Below are 14,853 nucleotides of genomic sequence, written 5' to 3'. Positions count from 1 at the left end.
CAACGCGAACCATCTCTTTACCAAAGTTTTAACCGAATACCCCTGCCTATCGCAACAATGCACAGGGAATATCACCCCTCGTCAGGAGGCAACACGGCCCCACGACAGGCGACGTCCGAACACATTCAGCGCCAGCCCTGCGACAACCAGTGTGCTACCAATGACCTCCAGGAGTGTGATTTCCTCTGCGAAAGCGAAGTAAGCGCCGAGAAAACCGACGATCGGCACCAGCAGCGAAAAGGGTGCAACCGTGCCCGCCGGATACCGCAGCAGCAGGAAACTCCAGATACCCGCACCGACAATCGTTGCGCCATAAGCCATGTAAACGACGACCATCACCGTCATGACATTAGCAGACGCCAGACCTGCCGAAATGGCCTGTGGACCTTCCAGAACCAGAGACAGAGCCATAAGCGGCAGCACCGGCACAAGGCTTGTCCACGCCACGAAAGACACGGCATTGACCCTGCCCACCTTGCGATTGACGATATTGCCGATGGCCCAGCTAAAGGCAGCACCAACGCACATCAAGAGTGGCACCATCGCGTCGATATCAAGACGCTCAAGACCGATCACAGCCAGACCGCCAAATGCAACGGCGGCACCCGCAATGTGCGATTTCAGTGGTATCTCACCCAGCAGCGTAACGGCCAGCGCCATGGTGAAAAACGCCTGAGACTGCATGACCAGCGACGCAAGCCCGGCAGGAAGCCCCCATTTGATGGCGGTGTATAAAAGCCCGAACTGCGCACAGCCCATCACCATGCCGTAGACGACCATATGCTTCCACGGCACTTTCGGGCGCGACAGAAAGAAGACGAGCGGGACTGCGGCGAAGAAGTATCGCAACGCTGTCAGAAACAAGGGCGGCATGTCCATGACGCCGACCTTGATGACAACGAAGTTGAAGCCCCACAAAAACACGGTGATCAGGGCAAGAAGGATATGCGGCACGGCCATTTTGTTTTTATCCAATCGGGTGCCGCACGAGATTGCGGCGTTCTTAACCGGCGGCGCGCTTCCAACCCATGGTCAGCAGGCCGGCCCCGATCAGCAGGCTTCCGCCTGTACGGTTGACGATGCGCTGGACTTTTGGCTTGCGAATGGAATTGCGGGCCGCACTTGCCAGCAATCCATAAAGAGCCGCATTGCAGGTGGCAAGCACAAGGAACGTGACCTCGAAGATCATCACCTGCGGCCAGAACGGCAGCGATGGCGTCAGAAACTGGGGCAGGAAGGCTACGAAGAAGATGATGCTTTTCGGGTTCAGAGCCGTCACGATATAAGTATGCAGGAAGATTTTAACTGGACGCTCCTTGCCGGTTGCCGCTTCTTGCGCGCCCTCACCGCCCACCGGCGCACGCCACAGCTTGATGCCGAGATAGATAAGATAAGCGGCACCCACCCATTTCAAAACGGTAAATAGAGCGGCAGATGTCGCCAGCAGCGCACCCAGCCCTAGCATGGATGCGGTCATTGCCGTAAAATCCCCCAGCGCCACGCCCGCTACCGTGGCCGAGCTGGCTTTGCGACCGTGACCGAGCGCATAGGAAATAACGAGCAAAATCGTCGGCCCGGGAATGGCGAGCATGACAGCGGATGCGGCCACGAAGGCCAACCAGTTTTCTATCGGCATGATGATGTCCCCTTGTTATGATAATATGGTCAAGCGACCAAGTCGAAAGCATGTCGACCAATGCGGTCAACCTTAGGCCGTCACTGCCCGGTGGGCGGATTGAGAACCAGCGCCATCAGCACTTCATCGTAATAGGTTCGCCCGATTTTCAACGCCCGCCGTTCAAACCCATACTGCTCGAACCCCATCTTGATATACAGTTTGTGGGCAGCAATGTTGGACGCACCGACAATAATCGTGACCTCTTCAACGAGCGGCTTGGCATAGTCCAATGCGTGTTTGATGAGGGCAGCCCCGATGCCCGAGCCGCGCGTCTGCGGTCGCACATACATGCCCCAGATCGCGCCTTTATGTCTGGTCTTCGAGGCCGTCGAGATGCGAAGGCCAACGGCACCCACCAAAGCATTCGTGTCGGTGCAACGAGCGCCAAAAACGTTTCCTTGTTCAAGGCGTTGAGCGAAATCATCGACTGACAACACGGCCTCATCTTCAAACGAAGCACCGAAGGCTTCCGGATGAGCCGCCAAGCCCTCCAGACGAAGGTCGCGATAGGCCTCTGCGTCAATGGTCGACAATTTTTGTATGGAAGTCTGCATGGCTTATCTCAAGATTTCAGCTGCATCACAATAAACCTCCCCGGCAGAATGACTGCCGAGGAGGCCACCACCCTCAAAAGCGTGGGGTCCAAGGTGGTAACAATGGTATTTCAGACCGATATTTGCTGACGGGAAGACCGATGTCACGCAACATGTGGTCAGACAGATGCGAGACATACACTTTCGTCTGCCGATGCTGCCAGGCAACGACCAGTACAGCTTTGAACGTCGTCCAGACACCGAAATGCCTGAACAGATCATCAACTGCTTTCGAAACATCATTTACACGTAAAGATTGTTCATGAGACATAGGAAATCCGCCCCGGCGCACTGTGGCGACCAGGTCCTTTCGTGATGGGAAAAGACGTGCGGGGACCAACAGACGCAGATAGACTCTGCGACGACTAAACGAGGACCGACACGTTATGAGACAAGTTGAAAATGCCTATAAAGGCTATAGGAACGGCTTTAAATCGCTGTTCCACGTCGCACTGATGGCACCATATAGGCGGTATGAACCGTTGCCATAAGTCGAACCACGCCAAAAAGGCCGTGCAAATTAAATGTATTCATTTGTAGCCTCCTTGTTTGAGTTGCGGGCTTGAATTTTGTGACATGGCTTTGATTCGATTTCAAGCCACTCAATCCCGAATTGCATCAAAGAGCAAAAATCAGTGCAAAAATGTCACAGATGAGCATTCCGCTACCCCGCGACGCGAAGGCCGAAGCCCTGCATCAGTCTGCGGGTCGTGAAATCCGGTTGACCTGAGGTGAAAATGGCAACGTCGAAACCCTCGGGATGCTCCGCACTCTCCACCAACGGCACTTTGCGCCGCGCTTGCCGGGCAATGGCTTCCGCCGGGTCTAACCAGTCCACAGGCCATGGCGCCAGTCTTCGGAAGACATTGGCCATGAATGGATAATGCGTACAGGCCAGCACGACGATGTCGGTGCGCCTTCCGCTGTCTTCGATGAAACAGGGCGCTATTTCCGCTCTAACCTCGTCATCGGAAATCGCCTCCCCTCGTATCCACGCTTCCGCCATGCGCGCCAGGTTTTCAGACCCCACCAGCCGAACATGACATTGCGAAGCGAAGGACTGGATGAGATCGCGCGTGTAGGCGCGCTTGACGGTGCCGGGCGTGGCCAGAACCGAGACAAGACCGGAACGGGTGCGTTCCGCCGCCGGTTTGATCGCCGGAACGGTACCAACGAATGTCATATCGGGAAACTCTGCCCGCAGCGCCACACCTGCCAGCGTGAAAGCCGTGTTGCAGGCAACGATGCAGATTTCGGGATCGTAGGTCTCGATCAATTGCCTAAACAGCAACAAAAGCCGCTCGGTCAAAGCGCTCTCTTCCCAGCCGCCATAGGGAAAACCGGCATCATCGGCGACATAGACAAAGCTACGCTCGGGCATCAGCACCCTCGCCTCACGCAGAACTGTCAGTCCGCCAATGCCACTGTCGAGGACCAGCACCGGCTTCAGTGGTATCTCGCTGGGATCACGCGTTATCGATGTCATCCTGTGCATTGCTCCCGTCAGCATAAGGGCCATTGCTGCCACGCGGTGTCTGGCGACCGTATTTGTCGAAGGTGCCGAACACCCCGCGCAGCACGCTGATTTCCTGCGAGCTCAGCGCGCGCCTCGACAAGACAGCCCGCAGATTTTCGATCATCCGCTGCTTCTTGCCTTCGGGGCGGAAATAGCCTCGCGCATCCAGCGCTTCTTCCAGCTGCTCGAACAGCCCGTAAAGCTGCTCCTTCGTCGCCTGTTTCTGCTCCAGCGGCACGAACAGCGTCTGGCTCAGGTCTTCCATGCCGGAATTCATCCACTCATAGGACATCAGCAGCACGGCCTGCGCAATGTTGAGCGATGCGAAGGCGGGATTGACCGGAAAGGTCACGATTTCATCGGCCAGCGCCACCTCTTCATTGGTCAGGCCCCAGCGCTCGCGCCCGAAGAGGATGCCGGTTTTTTCTCCTGACGTAAATTTCTGGCGCAATGTCTGTGCGGCCACAACGGGCGCACGTACCGGCTTGAAGCCGTATCGTTCGCGCGCCGTCGTGGCATAGGTGAATTGCAAGTCGGCAGTCGCTTCCTCGATCGTATCGAAAACACGCGTATGGTCGATAACGTGATCGGCCTTGGAGGCCGCAGCGCGCGCCTTCTCGCTCGGCCAGCCATCGCGCGGATTGACGAGGCGCAATTCGGCCAGACCGAAATTGGCCATGGCCCGCGCCACCATGCCGATGTTTTCGCCCAGCTGGGGCTCGACCAGAATGATCGCCGGACCCTCAGCCACAAGCTCGAGCTCGCTATTCGTACCTGCCATATTCGCCTTCCAATTTTTCGGCTTCACTGGCACAGTTTTTGCGACAAATCAAAGGCACAGCACAGGCACGTGCTGCTTATTCGCCCTTGATGATGTTGGCCATCTCCTGAAGCAGGGAATCGCGGCCGTCGTCGCCCACGCGGTGGATATCGTTGATGACGGGCTTGCCATCCTCTTCAACGACGTCGAAATTCACCTGATCGACGCTCGCCTTCATCTCCGCCTCATCCATGCAGGCCCATAGCTTGAACTTCACGGTCACATCGCTCACGCCATCTTTCGGCGGTGCTGCGGTAATCGCGACATCCTGCAAAGGGCAACCATCCTGCGAATTCGTCACGACGTCGTAGCCGAACGGATCACCCTTATCGCCGCTCTCGACTTCCGAAGCGGGCTTCTTGGAGGCCTCGCGGTATTGTTTGATGAATTCCTTGCTGAACAGCGTGCTCAGCAAATCCTCGTCGAAGATGTATTTCCAGTCATCCGCCTCGCCGGACCAGTTCTTGACGGTGATGTCCATCACCTTCTTGACTGGCTCCGTTGGGTCTGCCGCAAAGGCGTTGCAGGAAAAGAGAATGGCGACAGAGGCGAGTAGAAGTTTCCGCATGATGATGTCCTGGTAGCAAGCTTACCCTACGTAAGCGATTCACCAGACTTTAGTAGCCCAATGTATTTTGGCAATGTGTCACAGTATGTTTTAGCAAGTCCAAAAAAGAACGTGCATGGCTTTGCCTTCGGCGCTCGCGATGCTATAGCGCCACGGGATATTTTTTGCATATCGCGCCCTCCCGGCGCAATCGTTCTCGAAGGTGAGGAATTCATGACAAAGATCAAGGTAGCCAATCCGGTCGTCGATCTCGACGGCGACGAAATGACCCGTATCATCTGGCAGCTCATCAAGGACAAGCTGATCCTGCCATACCTCGATCTCGATATCGAATATTACGATCTTTCCGTTGAAAACCGCGATGCTACCAACGACCAGGTAACGGTCGATGCGGCCCACGCCATCAAGAAGCACGGCGTTGGCATCAAGTGCGCGACGATCACTCCAGACGAAGATCGCGTCAAGGAATTCAACCTCAAGCAGATGTGGAAGAGCCCGAACGGCACGATCCGCAACATTCTCGGCGGCGTGATTTTCCGCGAGCCGATCATCTGCAAGAACGTACCGCGCCTCGTTCCAGGCTGGACGAAGCCGATCGTTGTCGGTCGTCACGCTTTCGGCGACCAGTACAAGGCAACCGATTTCAAGTTCCCCGGCAAGGGCAAGCTGTCCATCAAGTTCGTTGGTGAAGACGGCCAGGTCATCGAAAAGGACGTGTTCGACGCGCCCGGCGCTGGCGTTGCCATGGCCATGTACAACCTGGATGAGTCGATCCGCGAATTCGCCCGCGCATCCATGAACTACGGCCTTATGCGCAAGTGGCCGGTTTACCTGTCCACCAAGAACACCATCCTCAAGGCCTATGACGGTCGCTTCAAGGATCTGTTCGAAGAAATCTACCAGACGGAATTCAAGGCGAAGTTCGACGAAGTCGGCATCACCTATGAGCACCGCCTGATCGACGACATGGTTGCGTCTGCTCTCAAGTGGTCCGGCGGTTACGTCTGGGCGTGCAAGAACTACGACGGCGACGTGCAGTCTGACACGGTTGCGCAGGGCTTCGGCTCGCTCGGCCTGATGACTTCAGTTCTTCTGTCGCCCGATGGCCGCACGGTGGAAGCCGAAGCCGCCCACGGCACGGTGACACGTCACTACCGCCAGCACCAGAAGGGTCAGGAAACCTCGACCAACTCCATCGCATCGATCTTCGCCTGGAGCCGTGGCCTCGCTCACCGCGCCAAGCTTGACGACAACGCGGAACTGGCGAAGTTTGCAGCAACGCTGGAAACCGTATGCGTCGACACCGTCGAAGCCGGTTACATGACCAAGGACCTCGCGCTGCTGATCGGCCCTGATCAGCCTTGGCTCTCCACAACGGCGTTCCTCGACAAGATCGACGAAAACCTCAAGAAGGCAATGGCTGCTTGATCGGCAACATTCATAACTGACCATGAGAACCCGGCCTTCGTGCCGGGTTTTCTTTTGGCCGGATGGCCTCTGTCTTGATTACGTCGCAGCCGCAATGCAATCTCGAAATCAGAAAACAAGAGGGAGAGAGAGAACATGAGTAAACTGACATTCTACACCAACCCCATGTCGCGCGGACGCATCGTGCGCTGGATGTTGGAGGAAGTGGGCGCGCCCTACGAAACGCAATATCTCGGCTACGACAGCGACGGCATGAAGTCGGCAGCCTACAAGGCTATCAACCCGATGGGCAAAGTACCGGCCATCAAACACGGCGACACAGTGGTAACGGAATGCGCAGCCATCTGCGCTTACCTTGCGGACGCATTCCCGCAAGCCAATCTGGCCCGACCCATCACGGATCGCGGCACCTATTATCGCTGGTTTTTCTATGCCGCTGGCCCGCTCGAAATGGCTGTGACCACCAAAGCCATGGGCTTTGAAATCGGCCCTGACAAGCAGCGCATGGCAGGCTGCGGCGCCTATTCCGATGTCATGGACACGCTGGAGCATGCACTTAACGCCAACCGTTATGTTGCGGGAGACCAGTTCACCGCCGCCGACGTCTACATCGGCTCACAAATCACCTGGGGCCTGCGTTTCGGCTCCATCGAAAAGCGTCAGCGGTTTGTGGACTATCTTGCCGATGTCCAGGATCGTCCGGCCTATAAACGCGCGACGCAGTTGGATGACGAGGCGGCGCAGGCGCAGCAGGCGGCTAAATAAATTGGAAAAAGGAAGGGTGCGTGGGAGCCAGAGCGGAACTTCCCTCTTCCGTCACCCTCGGGCTTGTCCCGAGGGTCTAACCACATTTCACCTCGTGGTTCGTTAAATCCTCGGGTCAAGCCCGAGGACGACGAGCGACGTTCTAAAACAACGCCCGCCGTCTGTTTGCTCACCCAGCCAAAGCAGCCGCAACCGCTTCAATCGCCGCATCCGCCTTGTCCCCATCAGGGCCACCGGCCTGCGCCATGTCGGGGCGTCCGCCGCCGCCCTTGCCGCCGAGAGCAGCGGATGCGGTGCGCACCAGATCGACAGCGCTAAAGCGGGCTGTCAGGTCTTCGGTCACGGCAGCAACGGCGCTGGCCTTGCCATCGTCGGAGACGGCAATCAGCAACACGACACCGGAGCCGAGGCTGGTCTTGGCGTCATCTGCCAGTCCCTTGAGGTCTTTTGCATCGATGCCAGACATGGATTTGGCAAGGAACTTCACACCGCCGATGTCTTTCACATCGCCAGCAGAACCTTCCGCGGAACCGCCACCCATGGCCAGCTTGCGGCGGGCGTCTGCCAGTTCACGTTCCAGCTTCTTGCGCTCATCGACAAGGCTTTCGACGCGACCCAGCACCTCAGAGGGCTGAACCTTCAGCGACGATGCCAGCGCCTTGATGCGTTCGTCCTGCTCGGCCAGATAGGCCAGAGCCCCCGCGCCCGTCACAGCCTCGATACGGCGCACACCTGAGCTCACGGCGCTGTCGCCAAGAACGCGCACAAGACCGATCTGGCCGGTTGCCGCAACATGCGTGCCGCCACAAAGCTCGACGGAGTAAGGGCGGTTGGCCTTGGCACCGTGAATACCAGTGCCCATGGAGACGACACGCACTTCATCGCCATATTTCTCACCAAACAGCGCCATCGCACCTTCGGCAATGGCATCATCGACGCTCATCAGGCGTGTGACGACGGGCGAGTTTTGGAGGATGATTTCGTTGGCCATATCCTCGACGATCTTCAACTCTTCCGCCGACATGGGCTTGGGGTGAGAGACGTCAAAGCGCAGACGCTCGGGCGCGACCAGCGAACCCTTCTGGGCAACATGGGTGCCGAGCACTTCGCGCAGCGCTTCATGCAGCAGATGCGTGGCCGAATGGTTGGCGCGCAGGCGCGAGCGTCTGGTATGATCGACGGTCAGTTGCACTTCGTCGCCCACCTTGATGCCGCCCTTGGAGACGGAGCCGATGTGGACGAAAAGCCCCTCGCCCTTCTTGTGCGTATCGGTGACCGTAAAGGTGCCTTCGTCGGACGCGATGATCCCGGTATCGCCCATCTGTCCACCTGATTCACCGTAGAACGGTGTCTGGTTGACGACAATCTGGACGGTCTCGCCGTCAGCAGCACTCTCTACCGATTTGCCGTCCTTGACGATGGCAAGAACCACGCCTTCGGCGGTCTCGGTGTCGTAGCCCAGAAACTCAGTCGCGCCGTGCTTTTCCTTGAGCTCGAACCAGACGGTTTCGGTCGCCTTGTCGCCGGAGCCGGTCCAGTGCGAACGGGCCTCGGCCTTCTGGCGCTCCATCGCGTCGGTGAAGCCAGCAACGTCAACGCCGATTTCGCGGGCGCGCAACGCATCCTGCGTCAAATCGAGCGGGAAGCCATAGGTGTCGTGAAGCTTGAAAGCGGTTTCGCCATCCAGCATATCGCCCTTGTGGAGCGTGGATGTCGCATCCGACAGCAGCGTCAGGCCACGGGCCAGCGTCTTGCGGAAACGGGTTTCTTCCAGCTTCAACGTTTCGGAAATCAGCGCTTCGGCACGCACCAGTTCCGGATAGGCGCGGCCCATCTGCTGGATGAGTGCTGGCAACAGCTTCCAGATCAGCGGCTCGCGCGAACCCAGCAACTCGGCATGGCGCATGGCGCGGCGCATGATACGGCGAAGAACATAGCCGCGACCTTCGTTGGATGGCAGAACGCCATCGGCAATGAGGAACGCGGTGGAGCGCAGGTGGTCGGCGATGATGCGGTGACTTGCGCGGTTTTCACCTTCCGCCGGAACACCGGTGGCTTCTACGGAAGCGGAAATCAGCGCACGGAACAGGTCGGTGTCGTAATTGTCATGCTTGCCCTGAAGCAGAGCGGAAATACGCTCAAGGCCCATGCCGGTATCGATGGAAGGGCGCGGAAGATCGATGCGCTGTTCCTTCGTCACCTGCTCATACTGCATGAAGACGAGGTTCCAGATTTCGATGAACCGGTCACCATCCTCATCGGCAGAACCCGGAGGGCCGCCCCAGATGTGATCGCCGTGGTCATAGAAGATTTCGGAGCAAGGGCCGCAAGGACCGGTATCGCCCATGGCCCAGAAATTGTCGCTGGTCGGAATGCGAATGATGCGGTCGTCGGAGAAACCCGCGATCTTCTTCCACAGGTTAAAGGCTTCATCGTCGGTGTGGTAGACCGTCACCAGCAGGCGGTTCTTGTCGATACCGAATTCGCCGGTGATCAGGTTCCAGGCATGGTTGATTGCCTCTTCCTTGAAGTAATCGCCGAAGGAAAAGTTGCCGAGCATTTCGAAGAAGGTGTGGTGACGAGCGGTGTAGCCGACATTGTCGAGGTCGTTATGCTTGCCACCGGCGCGTACGCATTTCTGCGACGACGCTGCCGTGGAATAAGGGCGGCTTTCCAGTCCGGTGAAGACATTCTTGAACTGCACCATGCCCGCATTGGTGAACATCAATGTCGGGTCGTTGCGCGGCACGAGCGGGCTGGAGGGCACGATCTCGTGGCCGTTCTTCTTGAAGTAGTCGAGGAAAGTCGACCGGATTTCATTTACACCGCTCATCAGAAGTCCTTCATTTCCACGCGATCCCGCGGCCATAGCATAAAAAACACTGGCTTTTATCGTCCGCCACCCTGCCTGTCCAGCCAAAGAGGGCGGGGTTACAGCACAAATAAAGGCCGCGCGACACAATCGCACGACCTTTGATCTTCAAACGCTCGAATATATCAAGACCTCAACCTCGTGAGGTCTGATCATGCGTCGGGATCGACCCCATCCGCATCCGCTTCAGGTCCACCATTCTGGAGGAACTTCTCGGCAATCAATCCGGCGTTCTGGCGCAGCGCCAGTTCGATCTCTTCGGCTACAGCCGGGTTTTCCTTGAGGAACGTTTTGGCGTTCTCTCGGCCCTGCCCCAGACGCTGGCTCTTGTAGGAGAACCATGCACCGGCCTTTTCGACCAGACCGGCCTTCACGCCCAGATCCACCAATTCGCCGGTCTTGGAAACGCCTTCGCCATACATGATGTCGAATTCGACCTGCTTGAAAGGAGGTGCCATCTTGTTCTTGACGACCTTGACGCGTGTCTGGTTTCCAACGACCTCTTCGCGATCCTTGACGGCGCCGATACGGCGGATGTCGAGGCGAACGGAAGCGTAGAACTTCAGCGCGTTGCCGCCTGTCGTCACTTCCGGCGAACCGTAGGAAATGCCGATCTTCATACGGATCTGGTTGATGAAGATCACCATGGTCTTCGACTTGGAGATCGAAGCCGTCAGCTTGCGCAGCGCCTGGCTCATCAGACGGGCCTGAAGACCCGGAAGACTATCACCCATTTCGCCTTCGATTTCCGCACGCGGAGTCAGAGCCGCAACGGAGTCGATGACGAGAACATCAACGGCACCGGAGCGCACCAACGTGTCAGTGATTTCAAGCGCCTGTTCGCCTGTGTCCGGCTGCGAGATCAGCAGATTATGGAGATCGACGCCGAGCTTGCGGGCATAGACCGGATCGAGCGCATGTTCAGCATCCACGAAGGCGCAAATGCCGCCCTTCTTCTGGGCTTCCGCAATCGTCTGCAAGGCAAGCGTTGTCTTGCCCGAGCTTTCCGGTCCGTAAATTTCAATGATACGGCCCTTGGGCAGACCGCCAATACCAAGTGCGACGTCAAGGCTGAGCGACCCCGTAGAAATGGTCTCGACCTCGACGATACTTTCATTGGAACCGAGCTTCATGATCGATCCCTTGCCGAACGAACGTTCGATCTGGGAAAGCGCCGCTTCCAGTGCCTTGCTTTTATCCACTGCTTTGTCCTCTACAAGACGCAAAGAATTTTGTGCCATCTGGAAACCACCTTTAGGTTATTGAAGCCGCACAGGCAATGAAGCTCTCGATCTCCCGTTTGTACTTTATTTGTTCTCATTTCGCAAGGAGCGATCATCATATTGAAAACAAATATGGATAAGTCCTTTGTTCTACTTTTGTTTTTGTTTTCATGCTGTGGAAAAAGAGGCACTTGAGGTAGGGTCGAAATGACCTATCCAGCACGAATCGACACATGTCTGACCGATCGAAACAGGAAATTTGGCAGTGAAAAAAATACTCGTTCTGGGCGGTGCGCACATAGACCGGCGAGGCATGATCGAGACCGAAACGGCCATGGGTGCCAGCAATCCCGGCGCATGGATGGAAGAGGCAGGCGGCGGCGGGTTCAACGCGGCGCGCAATCTCTCGCGCCTCGGCTTTCAGGTCAGGCTGATCGCGCCACGCGGGGGCGATGCCAATGGCGCGGCCGTGGCGGCGGCGGCCCACGATGCAGGCGTCGAGGACACACCGTTTACCTTTCTCGACCGGCGCACGCCGAGCTACACCGCCATTATGGAGCGTGACGGCAACCTCGTCATCGCCATTGCCGATATGGACCTCTACCGCCTGTTCACCCCACGCCGCCTGCGGGTGCGCGCCGTTCGCGAAGCGATCATGGGCTGTGATGTCATCCTGTGCGACGCCAATCTGCCAGAGGACACGCTGAGCGCCATTGGCGTGGCGGCGCGGGTCTGCGGCAAGCCTTTGGCGGCCATCGCCATCTCTCCGGCAAAGGTCGTGAGGCTGAAGGCGGCCTTGCCGGATATCGACATGCTGTTCATGAACGAGGCCGAGGCGCGGGCACTAACCGGCCAGACGGTCGAGGATGCCAGCGATTGGCCGCGCCATCTGGCTGCGCTTGGCCTTCGCGGCGGCGTTATCACCAGCGGTGCGCGGCAGGTCGTCGCATTTTCCGAGCGGGAAACCGCTGTTCTGCGCCCGCCATTGATCGAGGCCGTACGGGACGTGACCGGCGCAGGCGACGCCATGGCATCCGGCTATCTGGCCGCGACACTGCGCAAAGAGCCTCCATCGCAGGCGCTTCGCTGGGGTGCGGCGGCTGCCGCCATCACCGTACAGTCACCCAGCGCCACGGCGCATGAATTGAACCCGCAAACGCTGGACACTATGCTGGCCCTTGTGCCATCTGCCGAAATGGTGTGAACAGAGCACTGAAATAAACCCGGAAACCTATGATGACAAAGCCCCTGCCCCCACTGCTGCCTATCGCTTATTCGCAAGAAGTCGCCGCCGCCAAGCAGCGCGGGGCGCCCATCGTCGCGCTTGAATCAACCATCATCACCCACGGCATGCCTTATCCGGGCAACATCCAGATGGCGGAGAGCGTCGAGCAGATCATCCGCGATCTGGGCGCCGTGCCAGCAACCATAGCCGTCATTCATGGTACGTTGCATATCGGTCTGGAGAAGCATGAACTGGAAGCCTTGGCCCAGACCAAGGACGCGATGAAGGTTTCGCGCGCCGATATCGCCTTTGCGATTGCCGAGCGCCGCACGGGCGCCACCACCGTTGCCGCCACCATGATTGCCGCAGAACACGCAGGCATCAAGGTGTTCGCGACGGGCGGCATTGGCGGCGTGCATCGCGGTGCCGAGGAAAGCTTCGATATTTCTGCAGACCTGACCGAACTGGCCAGAACTGCCGTGATCGTGGTTTGCGCAGGCGCAAAAGCCATTCTCGATATTCCCAAGACACTCGAAGTGCTCGAAACCAACGGCGTGCCTGTCGTGACCTTCGGATCGACGGAATTTCCGGCATTCTGGTCCCGCGCGTCGGGCATCCAGAGCCCGCTGTCGCTCAACAGCCCGGCGGCGATTGCCAATTTCCAGTTTACGCGCGAACAGCTGGGTATCGATGGCGGCATGCTGATCGCCAACCCAGTGCCGGAAGAGGACGAAATCTCCCGCGAGGAGATGGAAGTCTACATCACCCGCGCATTGTCCCATGCCGAGGAAGACGAGATCGCCGGCAAGGCGGTCACGCCATATCTACTGTCGAAGATTTTCGAGATCACCGAGGGGCGCAGCCTCGATACGAATATTGCCTTGGTGCGCAACAATGCACGCCTTGCGGCTGAGATCGCGGTGGCGCTGGTTTAAGGCATCGCCCGTCTCATGGACATGTGTAACGGCGCACCCGTCAGGTGCGCCTTTTTTCTTATCCCTTGAACTTCGCAATCACCAGATGGCCCGGCGTCGGGTGGCCATCCTGCATGCGCACGTTGATATCGGTCACCTCGATGACCTCGAACCCTGTCGCCGCGAGGCGTTCGCGGACGTAGGTTTCCGAGTGGGCGAAGCGCTGGTGCGGGCCGACCATGAAGGGGCGACCAGCCAGAACGTCGTCGCCCAGGGTTTCCGATGAGAAGATGAGCAGGCCACCCTCGACCATGTTTTCCGCAGCACCAAAGAAAATCGGTTCCAGCGCACCCAGATAGGGCAGCACGTCGGTGGCGGTGATCAGGTCAAAGGCGTCGTCGTCATTGTCTTCCAGGAAGTCCTCAACTTCGGCGACATAGAGCGTCTCGTAGATGTCCTTCTCATGGGCGATCTCGACCATGTTTTCGGACAGGTCCATGCCGGTGATGTCATCGACCATGTCACGCAAGGCTTCACCCGTCAGACCGGTGCCGCAGCCCAGATCCAGCATGCGCTTGAAGGGCCCGAGATCGAGTGCTTGCAGGCGCTGGCGCACGATCATCGGCACGGCATAGCCGAGTTGCTCGACGAGAATATCCTCGAAGGCTTCGGCCTGCTGGTCGAACAGCGTCTCGACATAGGCGTCCGGCGCCTTTGGCGGTGTCTCACCGCGGCCCATGGACGCGATGCGCACGGAGGCACCACCGTGATCTTCCGGGTCGATGGCGAGGACATCTTCGTACGCCTTCACGGCGGCGTCGATATCGCCAGCCTTTTCCAGCGCAAGGGCGCGGTTATAGGCCTCGGCAAGAGCTTCTTCATCGATCTTCTGGTTGTTCGTCACAGTGCGCATCCCGGCTTGATGTCAGGTTTTGACGCCTGCTTAGTCTCCAAAGCCCGATGGTGCAATATGTGTTTCGTCAGTGAAGAATGAACTCGCCCTTCAGCGAACGCCATTCCTGCGCGGAAATCAGCTGACGATGAATGTAGCGCACGGAGTGCAGCGGACCATCCAGCTTTTCTTGCCAGAATTTCAGAAAACCGTGCATTTCGGGAAAATCGGGTGCGAGATCGTAGTTCTGCCAGAGATAGGTTTGCAGGACGACCGGATGATCCGGCATTCGGTAGAGAATTTCGGCAGTGGTCAGGCCGTAGCCTTTCAGCATCATTTCCATGTCTGTGTTCATGGTG

The 14,853-nt window shown here is 57.9% G+C and carries 14 protein-coding genes; 4 read left to right on the top strand and 10 right to left on the bottom strand.

Annotated features, from left to right (window positions below; translation table 11 throughout):
• Window positions 1–81 precede the first annotated feature (81 nt).
• From QRN55_RS15915 to QRN55_RS15890, 6 genes are all read right to left on the bottom strand, one after another.
• Window positions 82–960 carry an EamA family transporter gene (locus tag QRN55_RS15915; protein WP_284777454.1) on the bottom strand — a complete coding sequence of 293 codons (879 nt, stop codon included), beginning with the start codon at window positions 958–960 and terminating at the stop codon, window positions 82–84.
• A 43-nt stretch (window positions 961–1,003) separates the two neighbouring features.
• The gene (locus tag QRN55_RS15910; RefSeq protein WP_284777453.1) at window positions 1,004–1,636 is read right to left on the bottom strand and encodes a LysE family translocator; all 633 of its coding nucleotides are present in this window, start codon (window positions 1,634–1,636) and stop codon (window positions 1,004–1,006) included.
• 80 nt (window positions 1,637–1,716) lie between these two features.
• The gene (locus tag QRN55_RS15905; RefSeq protein ID WP_284777452.1) at window positions 1,717–2,232 is read right to left on the bottom strand and encodes a GNAT family N-acetyltransferase; all 516 of its coding nucleotides are present in this window, start codon (window positions 2,230–2,232) and stop codon (window positions 1,717–1,719) included.
• Between the two features lie 703 nt (window positions 2,233–2,935).
• Window positions 2,936–3,757 (bottom strand): glutamate racemase, encoded by an 822-nt coding sequence (gene murI / locus QRN55_RS15900; protein WP_284777451.1) that lies wholly within the window; start codon window positions 3,755–3,757, stop codon window positions 2,936–2,938.
• Window positions 3,738–4,568 (bottom strand): RNA methyltransferase, encoded by an 831-nt coding sequence (locus QRN55_RS15895; protein ID WP_045230362.1) that lies wholly within the window; start codon window positions 4,566–4,568, stop codon window positions 3,738–3,740. The genes murI and QRN55_RS15895 overlap by 20 nt, the downstream gene beginning before the upstream one ends.
• 76 nt (window positions 4,569–4,644) lie before the next feature.
• Window positions 4,645–5,175: a hypothetical protein gene (locus QRN55_RS15890; protein ID WP_162694390.1), complete on the bottom strand. Its 531-nt coding sequence runs from the start codon at window positions 5,173–5,175 to the stop codon at window positions 4,645–4,647.
• Between the two features lie 213 nt (window positions 5,176–5,388).
• Between QRN55_RS15890 and QRN55_RS15885 the strand changes: the two genes are divergently transcribed.
• Window positions 5,389–6,603, top strand: coding sequence for an NADP-dependent isocitrate dehydrogenase (locus tag QRN55_RS15885; protein WP_045230361.1), 1,215 nt, complete (start codon window positions 5,389–5,391; stop codon window positions 6,601–6,603).
• A 135-nt stretch (window positions 6,604–6,738) separates the two neighbouring features.
• Window positions 6,739–7,368 carry a glutathione S-transferase family protein gene (locus tag QRN55_RS15880; protein WP_284777450.1) on the top strand — a complete coding sequence of 210 codons (630 nt, stop codon included), beginning with the start codon at window positions 6,739–6,741 and terminating at the stop codon, window positions 7,366–7,368.
• Between the two features lie 169 nt (window positions 7,369–7,537).
• Here QRN55_RS15880 and alaS read toward each other — a convergent pair whose 3' ends face one another.
• Both alaS and recA read right to left on the bottom strand, forming a co-directional pair.
• Complete coding sequence (gene alaS, locus QRN55_RS15875; RefSeq protein WP_284777449.1) at window positions 7,538–10,201, bottom strand: alanine--tRNA ligase; 2,664 nt, start codon at window positions 10,199–10,201, stop codon at window positions 7,538–7,540.
• A gap of 191 nt (window positions 10,202–10,392) precedes the next feature.
• Window positions 10,393–11,481 (bottom strand): recombinase RecA, encoded by a 1,089-nt coding sequence (recA, locus tag QRN55_RS15870; RefSeq protein ID WP_045230325.1) that lies wholly within the window; start codon window positions 11,479–11,481, stop codon window positions 10,393–10,395.
• A 247-nt stretch (window positions 11,482–11,728) separates the two neighbouring features.
• Here recA and QRN55_RS15865 point away from each other — a divergent pair, with 247 nt between their 5' ends.
• The gene (locus tag QRN55_RS15865) at window positions 11,729–12,667 is read left to right on the top strand and encodes a carbohydrate kinase family protein (protein ID WP_284777448.1); all 939 of its coding nucleotides are present in this window, start codon (window positions 11,729–11,731) and stop codon (window positions 12,665–12,667) included.
• A 32-nt stretch (window positions 12,668–12,699) separates the two neighbouring features.
• Window positions 12,700–13,623: a pseudouridine-5'-phosphate glycosidase gene (locus QRN55_RS15860; protein ID WP_284777447.1), complete on the top strand. Its 924-nt coding sequence runs from the start codon at window positions 12,700–12,702 to the stop codon at window positions 13,621–13,623.
• A gap of 58 nt (window positions 13,624–13,681) precedes the next feature.
• Here QRN55_RS15860 and QRN55_RS15855 read toward each other — a convergent pair whose 3' ends face one another.
• Both QRN55_RS15855 and QRN55_RS15850 read right to left on the bottom strand, forming a co-directional pair.
• The gene (locus QRN55_RS15855) at window positions 13,682–14,506 is read right to left on the bottom strand and encodes a class I SAM-dependent methyltransferase (RefSeq protein WP_284777446.1); all 825 of its coding nucleotides are present in this window, start codon (window positions 14,504–14,506) and stop codon (window positions 13,682–13,684) included.
• A 76-nt stretch (window positions 14,507–14,582) separates the two neighbouring features.
• Window positions 14,583–14,849, bottom strand: coding sequence for an usg protein (locus QRN55_RS15850; RefSeq protein WP_112499839.1), 267 nt, complete (start codon window positions 14,847–14,849; stop codon window positions 14,583–14,585).
• Window positions 14,850–14,853: the final 4 nt, after the last annotated feature.

This window comes from Agrobacterium sp. lyk4-40-TYG-31 (assembly GCF_030209855.1).
Lineage (GTDB): Bacteria > Pseudomonadota > Alphaproteobacteria > Rhizobiales > Rhizobiaceae > Agrobacterium > Agrobacterium vaccinii.
Note: the sequence above shows the minus strand (reverse complement) of the source record. Positions and strands in the feature narration are given on the sequence as shown.

What these genes read in the sequence shown, in the direction of transcription:
- QRN55_RS15915 (WP_284777454.1), bottom strand. Translation starts at nt 960, where the DNA reads ATGGCCGTGCCGCATATCCTTCTTGCCCTGATCACCGTGTTTTTGTGG.
- QRN55_RS15910 (WP_284777453.1), bottom strand. Translation starts at nt 1,636, where the DNA reads ATGCCGATAGAAAACTGGTTGGCCTTCGTGGCCGCATCCGCTGTCATG.
- QRN55_RS15905 (WP_284777452.1), bottom strand. Translation starts at nt 2,232, where the DNA reads ATGCAGACTTCCATACAAAAATTGTCGACCATTGACGCAGAGGCCTAT.
- murI (WP_284777451.1), bottom strand. Translation starts at nt 3,757, where the DNA reads ATGACATCGATAACGCGTGATCCCAGCGAGATACCACTGAAGCCGGTG.
- QRN55_RS15895 (WP_045230362.1), bottom strand. Translation starts at nt 4,568, where the DNA reads ATGGCAGGTACGAATAGCGAGCTCGAGCTTGTGGCTGAGGGTCCGGCG.
- QRN55_RS15890 (WP_162694390.1), bottom strand. Translation starts at nt 5,175, where the DNA reads ATGCGGAAACTTCTACTCGCCTCTGTCGCCATTCTCTTTTCCTGCAAC.
- QRN55_RS15885 (WP_045230361.1), top strand. Translation starts at nt 5,389, where the DNA reads ATGACAAAGATCAAGGTAGCCAATCCGGTCGTCGATCTCGACGGCGAC.
- QRN55_RS15880 (WP_284777450.1), top strand. Translation starts at nt 6,739, where the DNA reads ATGAGTAAACTGACATTCTACACCAACCCCATGTCGCGCGGACGCATC.
- alaS (WP_284777449.1), bottom strand. Translation starts at nt 10,201, where the DNA reads ATGAGCGGTGTAAATGAAATCCGGTCGACTTTCCTCGACTACTTCAAG.
- recA (WP_045230325.1), bottom strand. Translation starts at nt 11,481, where the DNA reads ATGGCACAAAATTCTTTGCGTCTTGTAGAGGACAAAGCAGTGGATAAA.
- QRN55_RS15860 (WP_284777447.1), top strand. Translation starts at nt 12,700, where the DNA reads ATGACAAAGCCCCTGCCCCCACTGCTGCCTATCGCTTATTCGCAAGAA.
- QRN55_RS15850 (WP_112499839.1), bottom strand. Translation starts at nt 14,849, where the DNA reads ATGAACACAGACATGGAAATGATGCTGAAAGGCTACGGCCTGACCACT.